Origin of the sequence: Neobittarella massiliensis (ex Bilen et al. 2018), assembly GCF_900289145.1 — a bacterium.
Classification (GTDB): Bacteria; Bacillota; Clostridia; order Oscillospirales; family Ruminococcaceae; genus Neobittarella; species Neobittarella massiliensis.
Genome location: NZ_OKQO01000003.1, coordinates 39,158 through 55,998, shown reverse-complemented (window position 1 = coordinate 55,998; position 16,841 = coordinate 39,158). Strand labels below are relative to the sequence as shown.

Annotated in this window: 16 protein-coding genes; all 16 read right to left on the bottom strand. The window is 60.1% G+C overall.

Translation table 11 applies throughout. The features are described from left to right. Window positions 1–59 precede the first annotated feature (59 nt). A complete protein-coding gene (locus tag C6Y32_RS04760; protein WP_105204195.1) occupies window positions 60–275 on the bottom strand; it encodes a transposon-transfer assisting family protein in 216 nt (71 codons plus the stop codon). A gap of 1 nt (window position 276) precedes the next feature. After that, complete coding sequence (locus C6Y32_RS04755; RefSeq protein ID WP_105204193.1) at window positions 277–3,093, bottom strand: LPD16 domain-containing protein; 2,817 nt, start codon at window positions 3,091–3,093, stop codon at window positions 277–279. Between the two features lie 2 nt (window positions 3,094–3,095). Next, window positions 3,096–3,377 carry a hypothetical protein gene (locus C6Y32_RS04750; RefSeq protein ID WP_054334839.1) on the bottom strand — a complete coding sequence of 94 codons (282 nt, stop codon included), beginning with the start codon at window positions 3,375–3,377 and terminating at the stop codon, window positions 3,096–3,098. Next, entirely contained in the window at window positions 3,374–5,473 is a 2,100-nt protein-coding gene (locus tag C6Y32_RS04745) for a type IA DNA topoisomerase (RefSeq protein ID WP_105204191.1), read from the bottom strand. Before C6Y32_RS04745 ends, C6Y32_RS04750 begins: the two co-directional genes overlap by 4 nt. Then, window positions 5,454–6,140, bottom strand: a complete 687-nt coding sequence (locus C6Y32_RS04740; protein WP_105204189.1) for a conjugal transfer protein TraG — start codon at window positions 6,138–6,140, stop codon at window positions 5,454–5,456. The genes C6Y32_RS04745 and C6Y32_RS04740 overlap by 20 nt, the downstream gene beginning before the upstream one ends. Window positions 6,141–6,333: 193 nt before the next feature. After that, window positions 6,334–7,116 carry a DUF4366 domain-containing protein gene (locus C6Y32_RS04730; protein WP_105204185.1) on the bottom strand — a complete coding sequence of 261 codons (783 nt, stop codon included), beginning with the start codon at window positions 7,114–7,116 and terminating at the stop codon, window positions 6,334–6,336. Continuing rightward, complete coding sequence (locus C6Y32_RS04725) at window positions 7,106–7,360, bottom strand: DUF4315 family protein (protein WP_105204183.1); 255 nt, start codon at window positions 7,358–7,360, stop codon at window positions 7,106–7,108. The genes C6Y32_RS04730 and C6Y32_RS04725 overlap by 11 nt, the downstream gene beginning before the upstream one ends. Window positions 7,361–7,393: 33 nt before the next feature. Next, window positions 7,394–9,127, bottom strand: coding sequence for a C40 family peptidase (locus tag C6Y32_RS04720; protein ID WP_105204182.1), 1,734 nt, complete (start codon window positions 9,125–9,127; stop codon window positions 7,394–7,396). Continuing rightward, on the bottom strand, window positions 9,120–9,500 hold the full coding sequence (locus tag C6Y32_RS04715; RefSeq protein WP_105204180.1) for a DUF3851 family protein: 381 nt from the start codon (window positions 9,498–9,500) through the stop codon (window positions 9,120–9,122). Before C6Y32_RS04715 ends, C6Y32_RS04720 begins: the two co-directional genes overlap by 8 nt. Continuing rightward, window positions 9,497–11,944: a VirB4-like conjugal transfer ATPase, CD1110 family gene (locus C6Y32_RS04710; RefSeq protein WP_243562545.1), complete on the bottom strand. Its 2,448-nt coding sequence runs from the start codon at window positions 11,942–11,944 to the stop codon at window positions 9,497–9,499. Before C6Y32_RS04710 ends, C6Y32_RS04715 begins: the two co-directional genes overlap by 4 nt. Further along, window positions 11,874–12,290, bottom strand: a complete 417-nt coding sequence (locus C6Y32_RS04705; RefSeq protein ID WP_007045884.1) for a PrgI family protein — start codon at window positions 12,288–12,290, stop codon at window positions 11,874–11,876. The genes C6Y32_RS04710 and C6Y32_RS04705 overlap by 71 nt, the downstream gene beginning before the upstream one ends. A gap of 22 nt (window positions 12,291–12,312) precedes the next feature. Next, entirely contained in the window at window positions 12,313–13,182 is an 870-nt protein-coding gene (locus tag C6Y32_RS04700; RefSeq protein ID WP_105204176.1) for a VirB6/TrbL-like conjugal transfer protein, CD1112 family, read from the bottom strand. 69 nt (window positions 13,183–13,251) lie between these two features. Beyond that, on the bottom strand, window positions 13,252–13,470 hold the full coding sequence (locus C6Y32_RS04695; RefSeq protein ID WP_007045882.1) for a Maff2 family mobile element protein: 219 nt from the start codon (window positions 13,468–13,470) through the stop codon (window positions 13,252–13,254). A 214-nt stretch (window positions 13,471–13,684) separates the two neighbouring features. Further along, window positions 13,685–15,514 (bottom strand): VirD4-like conjugal transfer protein, CD1115 family, encoded by a 1,830-nt coding sequence (locus C6Y32_RS04690; RefSeq protein ID WP_105204174.1) that lies wholly within the window; start codon window positions 15,512–15,514, stop codon window positions 13,685–13,687. Then, window positions 15,511–16,011 carry a PcfB family protein gene (locus C6Y32_RS04685; protein ID WP_105204172.1) on the bottom strand — a complete coding sequence of 167 codons (501 nt, stop codon included), beginning with the start codon at window positions 16,009–16,011 and terminating at the stop codon, window positions 15,511–15,513. Before C6Y32_RS04685 ends, C6Y32_RS04690 begins: the two co-directional genes overlap by 4 nt. Window positions 16,012–16,097: 86 nt before the next feature. Beyond that, window positions 16,098–16,841, bottom strand: coding sequence for a BRO family protein (locus tag C6Y32_RS04680; RefSeq protein WP_105204170.1), 744 nt, complete (start codon window positions 16,839–16,841; stop codon window positions 16,098–16,100).

The window sequence follows — 16,841 nt, the reverse complement described above, 5'->3', positions numbered from 1 at the left end:
TCCTTCGGATATGAAAATGGGGCGGCACGGCGGCCGTCCCGGCTGGTTAAAACAGCGGGTTACTCGTCAAAATCCGGGTACAGTTCCAGCTCGTCAAACTCGGCGTCGGTCATGGCACGCAGCTTGGCGTGGGTGCTGTCCGTCAGGGCCAGCAGCTCGGTCTCGTCCGCCTGCAAGTGGCCGCGCATCTCGGTCAGGGCCTCGATGGCCCCCTGGCGGGTGCCGGGGTTGTAGATGCACAGCAGGTTGGTTTCCTCAAAGGTCAAAGCGTTCATATCAGATCTCCCTTTCCGCGCTCTTTTTGGGCGCTGTCTTTTTATGTTCGGGTTTGGGCTGGCTTTTCAGCTGCTCCACAACGGATTTCTTTTTATCCCGGTCCTCCCGGTGGGCGGCGGCAGCCAGGTCCATCAGGGAAATGGGCTGGCCGCTACGGGCCTGCTGTTCCAGCTGGGCCACCGTCTGCTCCTTGGGGCCGTTGTTGATGATACCGTCGATCATGCCGTAGTCATCCTCCACGGCCATCTCCGCATTTTTCAGCGGGTTGTCCGGCAGGAAGCCGGGAACCTCGGCAAAGCCGAAGCTGTCGCAGTAGTGACAGGATACCTTGCCGTCCCTCTTGATGGCAACGATGTCGCTGACGCTCATGGACGGGTGGCGGTAGTCGGCGGGGTGTTCATTGTTGAAGCGGTATTCAAGATTGTCCAGCACGCTGCCTTTCAGGTCGCCGGGGGTCAGCGGCGCGGTGTAGACCAGATCGTAGTTGTCTCGCTGCACCGTCTGCCCGATGGACTTGATCCATTCCAGCCCCTCATAGCGGATGTCCCGCAGCTCATCGGTGTGCTTCACCTGATAAATGGCAAAGCAGTCGCCCTTATGGTCGAGGAACGCCTGCTCCCGTTCCTGCTGGTGGTCCATACGCTCTTTGACCTGGGCATCGAAAGCCGTGCTTTCCTCCCATTCCTCGCGAGTAACGGCAAAGATACCGTCATGGGCATCCAGGTCAGTGGTATCAAAAGCCATCGCCGGATTCTCACCCTGCTGGATGATGTAAACGGTCAGGTCGCGCTCCATCAGCTCATAGGCGCGTTCTTTGGAAAGGGGCAGAAGGTCCCCGTCCAGATAGCCGCACTTTTCCAAATCGTCCTGGGTCAGCGTCGGGTCCGGCATGGGGTATTCGTCCAGATGCTGCTCCGGGGCGTCCGGCAGCTGGGTGGTTTCCGGGGCGGCGGCCTTGGCCGCTGCCTGCATCTGCTGGACAGCCGCCTCCTGCAAGGTCTCAATCATGGACAGCGGCGCATACTGGATGGATTGGCCGCCCATGTCGTGCATCTCGCAGATTTTCAGCGCGGCGGTGGACAGGGGCAGCTCCGGCGCGTCCAGCTGGCCGCCGTCCAGTTGCTTCATGGTCGCAACATCGTAGAGCGTGTAGTCCCAGCCGGTGTCGCAGAGCTGAACATGAAGATAGGTGGTATCGTCCAGCACCAGAAGGGCCTCGCGGTACTCGGTGCTGGGTTCAGGCGTGGTGGGTGTTTCCTCTGCGGCCGACTGAGGCACCGCCTGTTCCGGCTGGGCAGTCAGGTCAATGCCGCGCTCCTTGCAGATAACCTTATAATGCCGGTCAATGTCCGCGATCAGTTCCCCGGCCGCCTTGTTGATGGTCTCCAAACTGGCACGCAACTCCGGCAGCTCCTTACCCTGGCTCCAGTTGGCGATGTAGCCGAAGCTGTTCTCGCCGGTCTGGATACCGTAATACTGGCAAACCGCGTAGGAAATGCTCTCGGCCTCCACCTCCTCGGTGTTGCGGTCTTTCTTCTTGGGCGGCTCCTTGTCACCGGCCCTGGCCGCTTCCTCCTGGACCTGGGCGTAGTTATGCAGCTTGCTGTGGGCGATCTCATGGACGGCGGCGGAAACGGTCTGCACCTCGCTCATGCCTGCCCGGATGGCGATGCGCTGCTGGTCCGGCGAGAAATACCCGTCCATGTTGGCGGCCATCGGCTCCACGGAGAGCGGCACCGGCGCGGACCGGCGCAGGGCCTCCATGAAAGCCTCGTAGTTCTGGACACTCCCGGAAAGGGTGGACGCCAGCTCCGGCAGCGGTTTCCCGTCCGTCTGGCTCACATCGAACACCTTCACCGGGCGGAACATGGGAATTTCAACCTCCCGTTCCTCCATGACCGCCTTGCCCTCCGCGTCCAGGATGGGGGCCTTGGTGTCCGGGTCCAGCTTCTGTTCATCGATCTTTTTCTTGACCGGCGTGGGTGCGATGATGGTGATGCCATGCTCACCGCGCTTCACATGGCGCTCAAACTGATTTTTCCACTTGTTGTATCCGGCCACCAGCGTGGCGTCCGGCTTCTGCATATAGATGAGCATGGTGTTGTTGACGGAGTAGCGGTGGACCCGGGACATTACGGACAGGTAGCGCATATACTTTTCGCTCTCGAACAGTTCCTTGATCCCCTGTTCAATGCCCGCCGTGATTTGCTGCAACCGTTCTCGGTTGGTGGGTTTGTCAGCCATGATGTTCACTCTCCTCTCTATGGCCGAAATTTCAGCGGTGTGTTCTGCGATCCACTGGTCCTGTTCCTCGGTGCTGCTGTCGAGAAAGGTGTCCAGCAGATAGCCCATGTAATCTTTCTTTTGGATGGCCTCCAAAAAACGTGGGTGCGGGGCCTCGTCCGGCGTCTTGGGGGAATAGTCGGCCTCCCATTTTCGGAGCAAGTGATAGTAGCCCGTCAGGACGCGCCAGCCGTGTTCGCGCTTTTCTTTCCGCACCTGTGCCTCGGATTTTTGCCGAACATAGCTTCGCCGGGGCGGGGCCTTGCTGTCATAGGAAAGGCCAAAATCCTGGGCCAGCTTTTCGGCGGCCTCCTTAGGGGACAGGTCGTAGAACCTAGCGGTGAAGTCGATCACGTCGCCGTCTGCGCCGCAGCCAAAACAGTGGAAACGGGTGTCCACCTTCATGCTGGGGTGGCGGTCATCGTGGAAGGGGCAGCAGGCCATGCCGCCGCGCCCCACCGCGATGCCGTAAAGCTCCGCCGCCTCTCTGGCGGTGACGGACTGTTTTACGACTTCAAAGACGCTCTCGCCCATGCTTACTTGCCGCCCGCTTTCGGGACGGGCGGTTTATACCCGGCAGCCTTGGCCCGTTCGCTGGCGGCCTTGCGGCGCTGGTCGCTGTACGGCTCCCGCACCGACACGCAGCGTTTGGGCACCGTAAAGGTCTGGCGGTCCTTTTTCGCGATCTGATCCGGGTACTTCTCGGCCAGCCGCCGCAGCTTTTCCAGCAGGCGCGGGTCGTGGGAATAGACCTCGGCGGTGGCCTCGGCTTGGTTGTAGAGGATAATGGTTTCCTGTTCATACAAACTCAGTTTCATTTGCCGCCGCCTTTCTGCCGGTCAAATTCCAGCTTGAAGTTGACGTACTGGCCGGTATCCTCCAGCACCACGGTGGCGTCGTAGGTCTTGCCGCTTTTCTCGGAGTACAGCCCCGCCACATGGGCGCGGCCATCTTTCAGCAGCGCCGCCACAATGGCCTTGGTGGGCTGCTTGCGCTTCGCTGCCCACCAGTTGTTATTCTTCCAGATTGCAAAATTGCAAGATTTGTCCTGGCAGAAGAAGCCTTTTTGCATTTCTGCAATCTCACCGCCGCAGCGGGGGCATTTGCCCACCACCTCGCGGGGCGGGGCAAACAGGTACTCGCTGCCCTTGATGACCTGATAAGTCCCCACCAGCTCCTTCAGCATGGCGGTGATCTCGGCCATGAAATCCTCCGGGGTCAGCTCGCCGCGCTCGATCTCGCCCAGCCGGTACTCCCACTCGGCGGTCAGCAGCGGGGATTGCAGCTGCTCCGGCAGGACGGTAATCAGGGAAATGGCGTCGTGGGACGGCAAAAGCTGCACGGTTTTCTTGCTCTTTTTGCGTTCCAGAAAGCCGGAGGAGACCAATTTCTCTAAAATCCCGGCGCGGGTGGCGGGGGTGCCCAGCCCTTTACGCTCGGCGTCCTCCGGCATATTGTCCTTCCCGGCAGTTTCCATCGCAGAAAGCAGCGTGTCCTCGGTGAAGTGTTTGGGCGGGGTGGTCTTACCCTCCTTGACGGCGGCCCCCGTGACCGGCAGCTCCTGGCCCTCGGTCAGTTCCGGCAGGGCCTTGTCCTCGGCCTCTTTGTCCGGCTCCGCATTTTTCATGCTGGCTCGGTAGGCGGCGTCCAGCGCCCGCCAGCCAGGCTGCTTCATCGTGCGGCCTTTGGCGGTAAACTCCGCACCGGTGCAGTCCACCGTGACAGAAGTTTCATCATAGATATAGGGAGGGGCCACGGCACACAGCAGCCGCAGGGCCACCAGCTCCAGAATGGTCCGTTCGCCCACCGGCAGAGCGGACAGGTCCGCTTCCCGGATGTTTCGGGTGGGAATCACGGCATGGTGGTCGGTCACTTTCTTGTCGTTGATGACCGCCCCCGTGTCACAGGAAATGGCGATGCCCTTGCGGAATGGCATGGCGTTGGCGACCAAATTCACCAGCACCGGCAGGCCCTCGGCCATGTCGGAGGTCAGGTAGCGGCTGTCGGTACGGGGATAGGTGCAGAGCTTCTTTTCATAGAGGTTTTGCAGATAGTCCAGCGTCTGCTGGGCCGTATAACCCAGCAGGCGGTTGGCGTCCCGCTGGAGGGTAGTCAGGTCATAGAGGGCGGGCGGCTTCTCGGATTTGTCTTTGCGCTCCACCTGTTTGACCGTGGCGGCCAAACCCTGACAGGCGCTTTTCAACTGTTCGGCATCGGCTTTCTTGTCCATCCGGGCGCTGGTAGCGGTAAAACCGGGCAGGTCCAGCGCCACGGTATAGAACGGCACCGGCTTGAAGGCGTCGATCTCGGCCTCCCGCTGGACGATGAGGGCCAGCGTCGGGGACATGACCCGCCCGATATTGAGGGTGCGGTGGTACAGCACCGAAAACAGCCGGGTGGCGTTGATACCCACCAGCCAGTCGGCCTTGGCCCGGCAGAGGGCCGCCTGGTGCAGCCCGTCATAGTCCGCGCCGGGGCGCAGGTTGGCAAAGCCATCCCGGATGGCGGAATCCTCCATGCTGGAAATCCACAGCCGTTTCATGGGCTTCTGGCAGCCCGCCAGGCAGTAGACCGTGCGGAAGATCAGCTCGCCCTCGCGCCCGGCGTCGCAGGCGTTGACTACCTCGGTCACGTCCTCCCGCCACAGCAGGGTGCGCAGCACGTCAAACTGGTTCCGCTTATCCTTGGCGATGGTAAAACGCCAGGTTTCCGGCAAAATGGGCAGGTCATCATAGCGCCACTTGGCATAGTCGGGGTTGTAGGCGGCGGCATCCGCCAGCCCGGCCAGATGCCCCAGGCACCAGCTCACCAGCCAGCCGCCGCCCTCCAGGTAGCCGTCTTTGCGGGAAGTGGCCCCCAGCACGGCGGCCAGGGATTTTGCCACCGAGGGCTTTTCAGCGATCACAAGGCGCATCTTCCTCAACCTCCATTTCTGCATTAGATTTTTTCAGTTTTCTGGAAACACTGTTTCCATCGTCCAGAAGGCAGTCATAGCCGACGTTGTAATCATAGCGGTACAGCTTTCCCAGCAGGTCGTTGATGATGACCCGGCAGGCCAGCAGCACCCGCGCCTTATCCACCTGCATGAGCTGGTAACGGCGGTAATCGCTGAAATATTCCTCGCGCTGGCGGGTCCTGGCGGCGGTTTCCTCCATCAGAATGTCGATCACGTCCTTGTCGCCGTCCTCTTTCGCGCCCTCAGCGTAGTTCAGCATCTCCATCACCATCGGGAAGCTCTGCTCATCCATCGGGGCTTCCTCTTTGAGATAGCCGATCAAGGCGCAGAACAGGAACCTGGCCGCTGTCTGCTCCGGCTCGGTCAGGGCGGAAAGCGTCTCCTGCCCACTGGGCAGAAGTTTGTTGCAGACAAAATCGCGGACCTCGCCGCGGAACAAGTGGCGGATGGCGTCGATAGACAGCGGCGGTTCAGCGGGTTCGTCCTCCACCTCAAATTCATAGGGGTCTTTCTGGCCCGGTTTTTTGCGCACCTTGGCAAGCGCCGTGCAAATGATGTCGCCGCCAAAGTAGACGCCGAAGCAGATCAGGTCGAACACAATGAGAAATTGGATAAAATAATTCATTTTGCTTTTCTCCTTTCACGCAGCCACGCGGTCAGCTCTTTGTGGCAGAAACCCACGCAGGGCTGGCCGGGGCGGTAGTTTCCGCAGCCATAACAGGGGTGGCCGGGAGATAAAGAGGGAGGACGGGAAGCCGCCTTCCCGCCCTCCGGCCTGCGCGTCATCATGGGTTCATAGGGGCTGTCGGTGAACCGGGTCATTTGGCCGAGTTCTCGCTTTCCTCATCGCCGCCCCCGCCGGCGTCCTCCGGCTCGTCAGATTCCTCGGTCTCCCAGGGGTCCGCATCCTCCTGTTCGGTATCGTCCTCGCCGTAGTCGTAATCATCCAGGTTGTCGCTGCCCTTGGTCTTGGGCTTCTGCTTGATGAATTTGAAGTAGACCAGCGCACCGATGCCGCCCAGCACAGCCAGCACCACCAGCAGCATCGCCGGGTTCAGCCCCGCCGGTTCCTGTTCCGGCTCCGGCTCTGTTTCCGGGGCGGGCGTAGGTTCCGGCTCCTGGCCCGTACACTCCGCCATGTTCACGGCGCACACCGGGCAGGCCGTATTCACCGCACCGGCGGCGCATTTTTCCGTGCAGTTGCAGACAGCGGGCGTTTCCTCCGCCGTCTCGCCGTCCTCCATCAGGGCCTCCAGGTCAGCCTCGTCCACCTGGTTCAAGAAGTGAACGGCGGTCTCCTTGTCCTCGTTGGCGCGGTCAATGAGGATATAGAAGTAGTTGCCTGCCTTGGTGGTGACGGTGATGAGCTGCTTGTTGCCGCCAAAGTCATCCACCAGGGCCGCGTTGCCCTCCGGGGTCAGGGCAGGGCTGTCCTCAGTTTCCTCCACCACCACGTTGCTGTCATTGGTGGCGTCCGCAGCCGGTGTGGCCGTGGGCGCAGGGTCAGCGCCCTGGGCAAAGGCGGTCACAGAAAAGCCGCCCATCAGCATCAGGCAGGTGCAAAGGGCGGCAAGGGTTCTGAAAATCTTCTTATTCTTCATGGGTCATTTCCTCCTGTTCGGGATTGGCGGGAGCCGCCGCCCGGCCGGGCACCATGCCGCCGGACAACATGGCGGACAGCTGGGCCGGGGTCATGTGCAGGGCGCGCACCATCTGGACGATCTCCAGGTTCTCCGCCTCGGTTTTCTGCGCTTCCAGGTCTTTCAGCTTTTCCTGCTGTTCCGCGATCTTCTCGCGGGTTTTGGCGATCTCCTGGTCGATGCGCTCGATTTTGTTCTTTGCCATAGTCAAATCACTCCTATTCTTCATAAAAATTTGTCACCAGTTCATCAAGCCGTAGCCCTTGATGCACTCGTAGGTCAAGGAATAACTCTTGATTTTGCAGGCGTCGCCGGAATTACCCTCCACAGTGTAGACCCGGCTGCCATCGGTGCCGACAACAATGCCCACATGGTCGGCGCTGCCGTCCAGGTCCCAATCGAAGAAGATGGCGTCGCCGGGGGCGATGTTGGCGTAATCCCGCCCGCCCCATTGTCCGTGCGACTGGAACCAGGGGATGCCCTGGGACTGGCAACCCGAAAAGCGCGGCTCCGTCAGCCCCATCTGGCCGTAGCACCAGGACACGAAGCAGGCGCACCACTCCACGCGGGAGGTAAAGCCGTACCAGCTCCAATAGGGCTGGCCGCCCACGTTGCCCACCTGGCTTTTGGCGATGTCCACCACCGCCTGATTGCCAGGCCGGGTGCCGTTGACAAACTCCACACCGGCCAAACTCTCGGAATCGCTGGTGTCGGCGGACCCGCCGCCGAAGATCAGGGGCTTGTTGCCCAGCGTCTGCCGGTACACCTGGTACATTTCCAGCTGGTCCGGCGTCAGCAGCTCCGAAGCCACGGAGGAGATGGGCTTGCTGGTGAGGGTCACATTTAAGATGTAATAGTTATAGGGCACTTCCACATCATACTCGTTGCCCTCGCTGTCCGTCCGGGTCTCGGTGCGGTAGCGCACCTCCACTTCCTCGGTCAGCGTCAGCTGGTATTGGGCTGCGAAGATGCGTTCCAACTCCGCCTGGGCGCTTGCCCGCGTGTAGCCCTGCAAGACGGCGGACAGATAGGCCGCCAGCTCATGCGGGTCGTGGCCGATCATGTCCAGGTCATAGCGGTACTCGTCGTAGCCGGGGTGGCTGCTCTCGATGTTGTCGATCTCGGCTTGCAGCGCGGCCTCCTTGGCGGCGTAGTCGGCCTCCACCGCCACCAGCTCCTGGTCATCGGAGGGGTAGGTGGTGCCGGAGATCATCGAACCGATGCTCTGCGCCATCATGGAACAGGAGGACATGGTGTTGAGCAGCAAACAGACGATTAAAAATAGGCCCAGGGCGATGCCAAAGCCCTTTTTGTGGCGCATCACATAGGCCCCGGCCTGCTGGGCTTTCTCCTTGACCGTCTTGGCCGCCTTGCCGGTCTTTTGGGCGGCACCGGCGGCGGTCCCGCCAGACTGTGCGGCCCGTTTGGCGGCGGCGTACTGCTTCTTGATCTGCTGTTTCTGCTGCCAGCGGGACAGCGGGTTGCTGGCCGCCGCAGGGTTTTCATAGACGGATTTCTGGAACAGCGCCTCGATGTTGGTCTTTTCCAACTTCCGCTCGGCCTGGGCGGCCTTGCGGTAGGGTTTCAGCTTGTGGCTGCGGTAGCCCTCCCGGACCAGATGCACGCCGGTCTCCACGGCTTCCTCGGACTTGTGGGCGCTCTCCACACCCACGTTGTCATCCTCAGTTTCCCGTATCTCCTGATGGAGCTTACCCGCCACCGCGTTGCCCGGCGCGTCCCGCACCGTATGGGACAGTTTGGAGGGCGGCCGGGGCTTATCCTCCAGCACCAGCTTGGTCGTGACCTTGCCGGTCTTTGGGTCCACCTCGGCCTGCTTGACCTGCTTTTTCGGGATTTTTGCCTGCGCCTTGTCCGCTTTGGCGGCGGCCTTTTCCGCCTTGCGGATGGGCTTTTCCAGCGCCGGGTCTGCCCGTTCTTCCTCCGTGAAGCGCAGGCGCGGTTCCTTAATCAAACCATTCCCCCAGCATGAGGGAGGCCGCCATGCTGGAAAGCTCCGCATAGGCCGCCAGCCCCAGCGGACCCGCAAAGCGGCACTCGGTCAGGCAGGCGTAGAGCTGGGCCACCACGTCGGCCAAAATCTGGACCTCGGTGCCCTCCAGCACAGTCTCACCGGCCTGCCCGCGCTGGACCTTGGCGGCGCACAGAATCTCCACCAGCCGCAGCAGGCCGGTCTCGCCGGTCTCGGTCAGTTCAGCGGCCTGGTCCGCCGCCGTGCGGCACTCGGAAACGGCATCCGCCATCGCCGTCAGGAGCGCGGTGCGCTGGGTTTCCAGCGCCCGGTCCAGAAACATCATGTGGTCGTTATGCAGAATTTCGGGTTTCATCGTCCATCAGCCTCCTTCATTTCCTGGGGTTTGGTGGTCATAATGCGATACAGTTCGGTATTCTTGGGGAAGTGGTCCACAAAGGGCAGGATGGTGGAGCCGTAGAACAGCAGGCCCTCGCCCTCGCCGGAGTGGGTCACATAGCTGAGTTGGTGCGGGGAAATGCCTAGCTGCCGGGCCAAAATCTGCCGGTCACCGCCCGCCTGGTTGAGCATATACACGAAGTCGGAGTTTTCAAAGATGTTTTCCACCTCGCGGCTGCTCAAAAGGTCTTTGACATTCTGCGTGATGCCCGTGGGAATGCCGCCCCACTTACGGAACCGCTTCCAAATCTCCACCGTATAGGCGGCGGTCTGTTCCTCTTTCAAGAGCAGGTGCATCTCGTCGATGTAGTAGCGGGTGGACTTGCGGGCCGCCCGGTTGATGGTGACGCGGTTCCACACCTGGTCCTGCACCACCAGCATACCGATCTTTTTCAGCTGCTTGCCCAGCTCCTTGATGTCGTAGCAGACAATGCGGTTGTTGATGTCCACGTTGCTGCGGTGGTTGAACACGTTGAGGGAGCCGGTGACGTAGATTTCCAGCGCCGTGGCGATGTACTGCGCCTCTTTCTCGTCCTGCGCCCGCAGCAGGTCGTACAGATCCTCCAGAATGGGCATATTCTCCGGGCGCGGATCGTTGAGGTAGTCCTGATACACCAGCCGCACACAGCGGTCAATAATGGTTTTCTGTACCGGCTGCAATCCGTCCTTGCCGCCCACGATCAGCTCGCACAGCGACAAGATGAAGTCGGATTTCAGCGACAGCGGGCTTTCATCGTCCGAATAGTCCAGGTTCAGGTCCATCGGGTTGATATAGTTGGTGGAGGTGGGCGAGATTTTGATGACCTGCCCGTGCAGGCGCTCCACCAGCGGCGCGTACTCGGCCTCCGGGTCACAGATGATGACATCATCGCTGGTGAGCAGGAAGCAGTTAGCGATCTCACGCTTGGCGCTGAACGATTTGCCGCTGCCCGGCGTGCCCAAAATCAGGCCGTTGGGGTTTTTCAGCAGCTTGCGGTCCACCATGATGAGGTTATTGGACAGGGCGTTGATGCCGTAGTACAGCGCCTCCTTGCCGTTCTGAAAAAGCTCCTGGGTGGTGAACGGCACGAAGATGGCGGTGGAGCTGGTAGTCAGCCCCCGCTGAATTTCCACCTGGTTCAGCCCCAGCGGCAGAGAGGACATCAAGCCTTCCTCCTGCTGGAAGTCCAGCCGGGTCAGCTGGCAGTTATACTTCTGCGCGATGGAGCTCGCCTGGAAGATGTTGTTGCCCAGCTGGCGGGGATTGTCGGCGGTGTTCAGCACCAGGAACGTCACCAGGAACATCCGCTCGTTGCGGCTTTGCAGGTCCTGCAACAGCTTCTTGGCCTCGGCCCCGTAGGTGGCAAGGTCGGGGGGGATGATGTCCATGTCATACCCGGCGCGGACGGCCTTCTTCTGTTCCTCGATTTTGGAACGGTCCAGGTCGGTGATCTTCCGTTTCACTGTCTTGATGGCTTTCACCTGGTCCACCGACTGGATGTGCAGGTTGACGATGAGGGAACTTTCCATATCGAGAAAATCCGCCAGCATACGGTCATTCAGCTCCGGGGCCAGAATCTGCACGAAGCTGACGGCCCCGTACTTCTTTCCCATGCGGAACTGCTTGCCGGTGCGGAACTCGAAGCCGGACGGAGCGATAAAGTCTTTGGTGGAAAGGCCGCTGGGAGCCAGCCAGTCCCACTCGAACTGGAACGGCGCCTGCTCGTCCATGTGGAAGATGGCGTGAAGCTGGGCCAGCCGGGCTTTGCCGTCCAGGACCTCGGCGGCCACGCCCAGCCGCTTAAAGTTGTTCAGCAGATCGGTCTCGATGCGCTCCAGCCGGGGCTTGGCGGAGCGGATGCTGTCGGCCTCGATGGAAAAGGTCAGGTACTTGGTCTTGATGAGGCCGTTGTTGCCCCGCGCCAGCTGGTTTTGCAGCATCTGCGTGTACTCCACCCGGATGGGGTCAAAGTCATCCCCCTGGGCCGGGATGGTGATGCTGTTGGCGAAGGTCTCCTGGGACGCCGCCAGGTTCAAAAAGGACAGCTGGAAACAGATGGAGCTGTCGAAGTAGTTGAGGAAATCGCACCAGCCTTCAAAGATGGCGGTCTTGTCCTCGTTCTGACTCAGCTGGTAGTTGATGTCCTGGAACTGGATGGTCTTGGTGTAGCGGCCATCCGCCACCTTGCAGATGCCGTCCGGCCACATCCGCTCATAGGGGATGCTGTCCTGGGCGGACTGTTCCTTTTTGCCTGTGCGGTTGGCGCGGGCAATCGCTGCCTCGATCTGTTTGCGTTCGGCGCGGGTCAGCTTACGCCGGGGTTTGGTCTGCGGCTCTGCCGGTTCGGCCTGCCGCTTTGTCTTTGCCGCGAACAATGTCATACACCTCCTTGTCGAGATTTGCCTGCCGTTCCAACACGGCATAGAAGTTGTTGGTGCGGTAGGGGCGCTGCTTGGGCCGGATGACGGCCACCTTGAGGATGTTGCCGATGATCTTTTCCAGGGGCTGGCCGTGTTTTTCATACATCGCCAGCATGAAGAAAGGCAGCATGACGAGCATCATGCACATGGCCGCTACGCTGTTGCCAGCAGGCCCCCGGAGCAAAAAGAAAAGCGGCACGCCGATGAGCGCCCCGCAGCCGAAGCAGACAAGCTGCCTCTTGGTTAAATTGAACGCGACCTTGGTTTTGACTTTCGTCAAGTCTTTGGGTACGGGTACATAAGCCATTTTGCGTTTCCTCCTTCCTGGCTCAGTGCGCCTGAAAAACTGCTTTCGCGAGGCTGCCGGTTTTGAACAGTGTGAAGCACAGCAGCACGGTATAGCCCACGCAGCTCCAGATCGCCATGATGATGTCCTCCTCGGTGGCGATGTTCTGCACCAGTACGGCGTAGATCGCCACGCAGACGATAATCAAAAACGCCTGGAAGCCCAGCGCCAGCAGGCTGCGCAGGTAGTTCTGGCCCATGCCGCCCCATTCCTTGCCCATCATGGTCGCCATCGGGATGGGGGCCACCGACGTGACAAGGTAAATTTCGATCATACGGCCATAAATGACGATGAAAATGCAGATATACAGCGCCCACATGGTAATGCCGATAAAGAGCGACTGGAACCACAGGCCGAACAACGGCCCCAGGTCCATATCCATCAGCCGGGACTCCATATCGGTCATAACAGCAGAGATGTCGATGGAAGCGTCCGAACCGATGATGCCGGACGCCTGGGCCACCACGCTTTGGGCCATGTCGAACACGCCCATGACGAGGTTCCAGGTGTTGGTGACGAGCAAAATCGCGGCGGCTGATTTGAACACCCACTTGAAGATCATCCAGGTGTCCACGTCATGCAGGTTGTTGCGGTCGGTAATCATCTGGATCAGCTCCAGCGTCATCACGATGGCCAGGATCACGCCAGCAATCGGCACCATGATGGAGTTGGAGAGGTTCTGGATCATGTTGAAAATGTCGCCGTTCCAGCCCTGCGGGGTCTGGCCCACCTGTACGGATATATCCGCGACCTGCTGGTTCACGCTGTCGAACATCCCCGTTAAGTTTTCCATGATGCCGCCCACCAGCATTTCTTTCAGCCAGTTGGTCAGGGCATCCAATAAGAAATCCATACGGTGTCAGCCTCCTTTCTGCCCCTCCCGCTGTGCGCGGGAGGGGGCGAGGATTTCAACGGGGAACGATCAGACGGTGAACAGGCCGGACAGCAGGGGCACCAGCACCATGCCCACGATAGCAACGCCCGCGCCGGCCATCAGCTGTTTCATGCCCTGGCTTTTGGCACCAGGGTTGTCGTTGCCGTAACCTTCCAGCAGGTTGATGACGCCCCACACGCCGAGACCGGCACCGAGGGCGATAACGAGGGTCTGGAGAACGGTGATTGCCTGATTGAAAAATTCCATAAATAAAGTTGGCCGGAATCAGTTTGAAAAGTTTGATTTAGTCATGGTTCATAGGCATACAAAAGCCGGATGATCGCCGCCCGCTTTCCGGGGGCTTGATTCCGGCCTTCCTCCTTTTTCATTTTTTGATAGAGATCGTCCGCTTTGTACGCCAATGGCCCCGTCCGGGGCGGTTGTGGCGGGTAGATAGGACCCCTCCTTTCATAGCGGAGCATCAATCGTCGGCTGCGGCGTCGATCTCATACACGTCGCAGACCTGGTTGGGTTTCAGCTTCAACCTGGCCCGCAGGAAATCTTCAATGCTGAACGCATTTTTCGGGTCGGCGTCGGCGGTGTACTTGTAGTTGGGGTGCTGGGTGATGTCGTACTTGTCCGACAGAAACGGCCGCACCCCGCGCAACTGGAGGATGCACTTGCCGCCGTCCATGACGGCCAGCTCATCCTGGCTCATCAGCTCTTTGCCGAGCTTCTGGTAGTTGAGCGAGTGGGAAGTTTCCCGCCCACGGCTCTCGCCGGTGTTGTAGGTGTCGATGGTCTCCTTGCCCAGCACGGCGGCCAGCTCCTTCAATGTGGTCGGCTCCTTGCCGCCCAGGAAGATGGAACTGTCCATATTTCCGATGATGGTGTCGGCGTTGTCCTTGTAGATGGCCTTGAGCTGGCTCTGTGCCTGCAAGACCAGGCAGGCGGAAATCTCCCGGCTTCGGATGGTGGCGACCAGCTTTTCCAGTTTTGGGATTTGCCCAATGTTGGCGCACTCGTCGATGAGGCACCGCACATGAACCGGCAGCCGCCCGCCGTACACATCGTCGGCCTTTTCACAGAGCAGGTTGAAAAGCTGGGTGTAGCACATGGAGATTAAAAAATTAAAGGAATCGTCCGTGTCACTCATAATCAAAAACAGCGCCGTCCGGCGGTCGCCCAGGGTGTCCAGCTCCAGCTCGTCGTAGGACGTGACCTCCCGCAACTCCGCAATGTCGAACACCGCCAGCCGGGCACCGCAGCTCACCAAAATCGACTTAGCGGTTTTGCCCGCGGCCAATTTATATTTGGCATATTGCCGCACCGCGAAGTGGTTGGGGTCCCGCTCTTTCAGCTCATCGAACATCAGGTCCACGGCGTTTTTGAACTCCTCATCGTCCTCCCGGACCTCCATGCTGTTGATCATCTCGATGAGGGTGGAGAAGTTCTGTTCCTCCACCGGGGCCTCATAGTGGATGTAGCCGATCAGCGCGCAGTACAGCAGCGTTTCCGCCTTGACCCAGAAATCGTCCCCGGCCTTGCCCTCTCCCTTGGTGTTGGCGATCAGCGTTGTCACCAGCTTCAAGATGTCCTTTTCGCTATGGATATAGCTGAAGGGGTTATAGTGCATGGACTTTTTGAAGTTGATGGTGTTCAGCACCTTGATCTGGTATGGCTCATACACGATTTTGCCGTGTTTGTCCTTCATGGGCTTGCCGTCCTTGCCCGGCTTGGGTGCGCCCCGCTGGAGCATTTTGCCGCACTCCACCAGGATGGTGCCCTTGGGGTCGGTAACGACGTAGGAGCTGTGCATCTGCATCAAATTCGGCTTGAGCCAGAAGCGGGTCTTGCCGGAACCGCTGCCGCCGATGACCAGCACGTTCTTGTTGCGGGCATACTTGGGGTTCTTGGGGCGGCTGGACATGGTAAGGCGCTCGGTTTGGGTCAGAATGACGTTATTCTGGAACACCGGGTCGATGTAGGGGGCAATATCCTCATGGGTGCCCCAACGGGCCGAACCATACTCCACGTTGTGGCGGTACTTCTTGGCGTTCTTGCCTTTCAGGTACACCGCCAGCCGCAAGCCAGCGCCGCAGCAAAGCCCCACCAGAAAATCCAGCGGGTGCAGGCTGGGCCACCAGCTCCCCAGCGCCACCGGCAGGGTGGAGAAGAATGAAAGCATCTTGGCAGACGCATCCGCGCCGGTCGCCAGCCGCCACGCTTCGCCCAGGTTGGTGGCAAACAGGCCCAGCAGGAAGTAGGGCAGGTTCAGCAGCACCAGCTTTTTCACATTCACCTGCTTCATCGTTCCAGCTCCTTCCGGCGGCTGCGGTCCACCACGGTATTTTTGAGCAGCTCTTTGAACTGGGCGAGCTTCTCCAGCACAGACGGGCGCTCGCTGCGGTCGGCCTTCTTGACCTTCTTCTGGGTGTACTCCGAGAATGCCGCCGTCAGGGCGTCGGCGTCACGGGCTTTGAAGAAGATCAGGTACTTGGGCGGCGAGGCGCTGCGGTCCTTTTTCACCGCATAGTCCACGCCGTACTTGCGGGCGATGCGCTCAAAATCCTTGATGGACGGGTCGTTGATCTCGATGTTGGAGACGCCCTGGTTCTGCCCGATGAGCTGCTTCACCGTCTGTTTGCCCTTGGGTGTGACGGGGGAATCCCGGCCGCGCTGCTTTTCCAGCTTCTTCTCCCTGCGGTGGGCCATGTACTTGGATATGGCGGCCTTGAACAGCCGCCCGGTGAACTTTGTCCCGCTGACGATCAGCGTCAGGGTTCTGTTTTCCACTTCCTCCTGCATAGGTCATCCCTCCCTTCGTCGGATATGCAGTGAGTGGTCTTGAATCTAAGGCGGGACCACCAGCCGCCGCAGCAAATACCGGCCTGTCATACCGTCACCAGGATCAGCGACCGCAGTTCTGCAAAGTGCAGCTTGCCCTTGGGCGTTACCAGCGTGTAGGAGCCGGTGTGGCCGTTGCGGTAGTAGTCCCGCACACAGAACAGCCCCTCGTTGGCGCTCTTGGCGTAGGGCAGCACACAGCCGGAGGGGGCGCGGTAAACGTACCGGCGTTCCAGCAGGAAACGGACGAAGCGCCGCTCCGGCACCTCCAACTCCTTGGCGGTGGTGCGCAGGTTGGTGCTGTGCCGCAGGTCGATAAACAGGTCGTAGTAGACGGCCTTGCCTTGCAGCCGGGCGTTGTCCGCTTGCAGCGCCGCGTTCTTCTCGCGCTCGGCCAGCAGGTCGGAGCAGAGCTTCAGCAGCGCCTCCGGCGAGGTGGCGACCTCCCACAGTTTTTCCCTGGTGAGGTAGGCCCCGTGCTGGCGGATGCTGGGCAGGACCTCAGACGTGACCCAGCGGCGGAACTGCTTTGCTTTGGGAAGTTTGCTGGACAACACCAGAGAATACAGGCCGGACTCGTTGATGATAGGGAGTTTCTGAATCCCGCCAGGGGTGAGAATTTCGCTCACCCCTTTGTCCTCTGCGTCAACGTGGTTGCGGATCGCCTCCTGCGGATTTTTATACCCTAACGCTAACGCCACATCTTTTCCGACCAGCCAAGGCTCTCCGTCAATCTCTACGGCGCGGATAGCCCCAAACTCCGGGTTTTTGAAAATTTCCATCTGGTTCAT

Coding starts and splice junctions, on each gene's coding strand:
- C6Y32_RS04760 (WP_105204195.1), bottom strand. CDS start 275: ATGAACGCTTTGACCTTTGAGGAAACCAACCTGCTGTGCATCTACAAC.
- C6Y32_RS04755 (WP_105204193.1), bottom strand. CDS start 3,093: ATGGGCGAGAGCGTCTTTGAAGTCGTAAAACAGTCCGTCACCGCCAGA.
- C6Y32_RS04750 (WP_054334839.1), bottom strand. CDS start 3,377: ATGAAACTGAGTTTGTATGAACAGGAAACCATTATCCTCTACAACCAA.
- C6Y32_RS04745 (WP_105204191.1), bottom strand. CDS start 5,473: ATGCGCCTTGTGATCGCTGAAAAGCCCTCGGTGGCAAAATCCCTGGCC.
- C6Y32_RS04740 (WP_105204189.1), bottom strand. CDS start 6,140: ATGAATTATTTTATCCAATTTCTCATTGTGTTCGACCTGATCTGCTTC.
- C6Y32_RS04730 (WP_105204185.1), bottom strand. CDS start 7,116: ATGAAGAATAAGAAGATTTTCAGAACCCTTGCCGCCCTTTGCACCTGC.
- C6Y32_RS04725 (WP_105204183.1), bottom strand. CDS start 7,360: ATGGCAAAGAACAAAATCGAGCGCATCGACCAGGAGATCGCCAAAACC.
- C6Y32_RS04715 (WP_105204180.1), bottom strand. CDS start 9,500: ATGAAACCCGAAATTCTGCATAACGACCACATGATGTTTCTGGACCGG.
- C6Y32_RS04710 (WP_243562545.1), bottom strand. CDS start 11,944: ATGACATTGTTCGCGGCAAAGACAAAGCGGCAGGCCGAACCGGCAGAG.
- C6Y32_RS04705 (WP_007045884.1), bottom strand. CDS start 12,290: ATGGCTTATGTACCCGTACCCAAAGACTTGACGAAAGTCAAAACCAAG.
- C6Y32_RS04700 (WP_105204176.1), bottom strand. CDS start 13,182: ATGGATTTCTTATTGGATGCCCTGACCAACTGGCTGAAAGAAATGCTG.
- C6Y32_RS04695 (WP_007045882.1), bottom strand. CDS start 13,470: ATGGAATTTTTCAATCAGGCAATCACCGTTCTCCAGACCCTCGTTATC.
- C6Y32_RS04690 (WP_105204174.1), bottom strand. CDS start 15,514: ATGAAGCAGGTGAATGTGAAAAAGCTGGTGCTGCTGAACCTGCCCTAC.
- C6Y32_RS04685 (WP_105204172.1), bottom strand. CDS start 16,011: ATGCAGGAGGAAGTGGAAAACAGAACCCTGACGCTGATCGTCAGCGGG.
- C6Y32_RS04680 (WP_105204170.1), bottom strand. CDS start 16,841: ATGAACCAGATGGAAATTTTCAAAAACCCGGAGTTTGGGGCTATCCGC.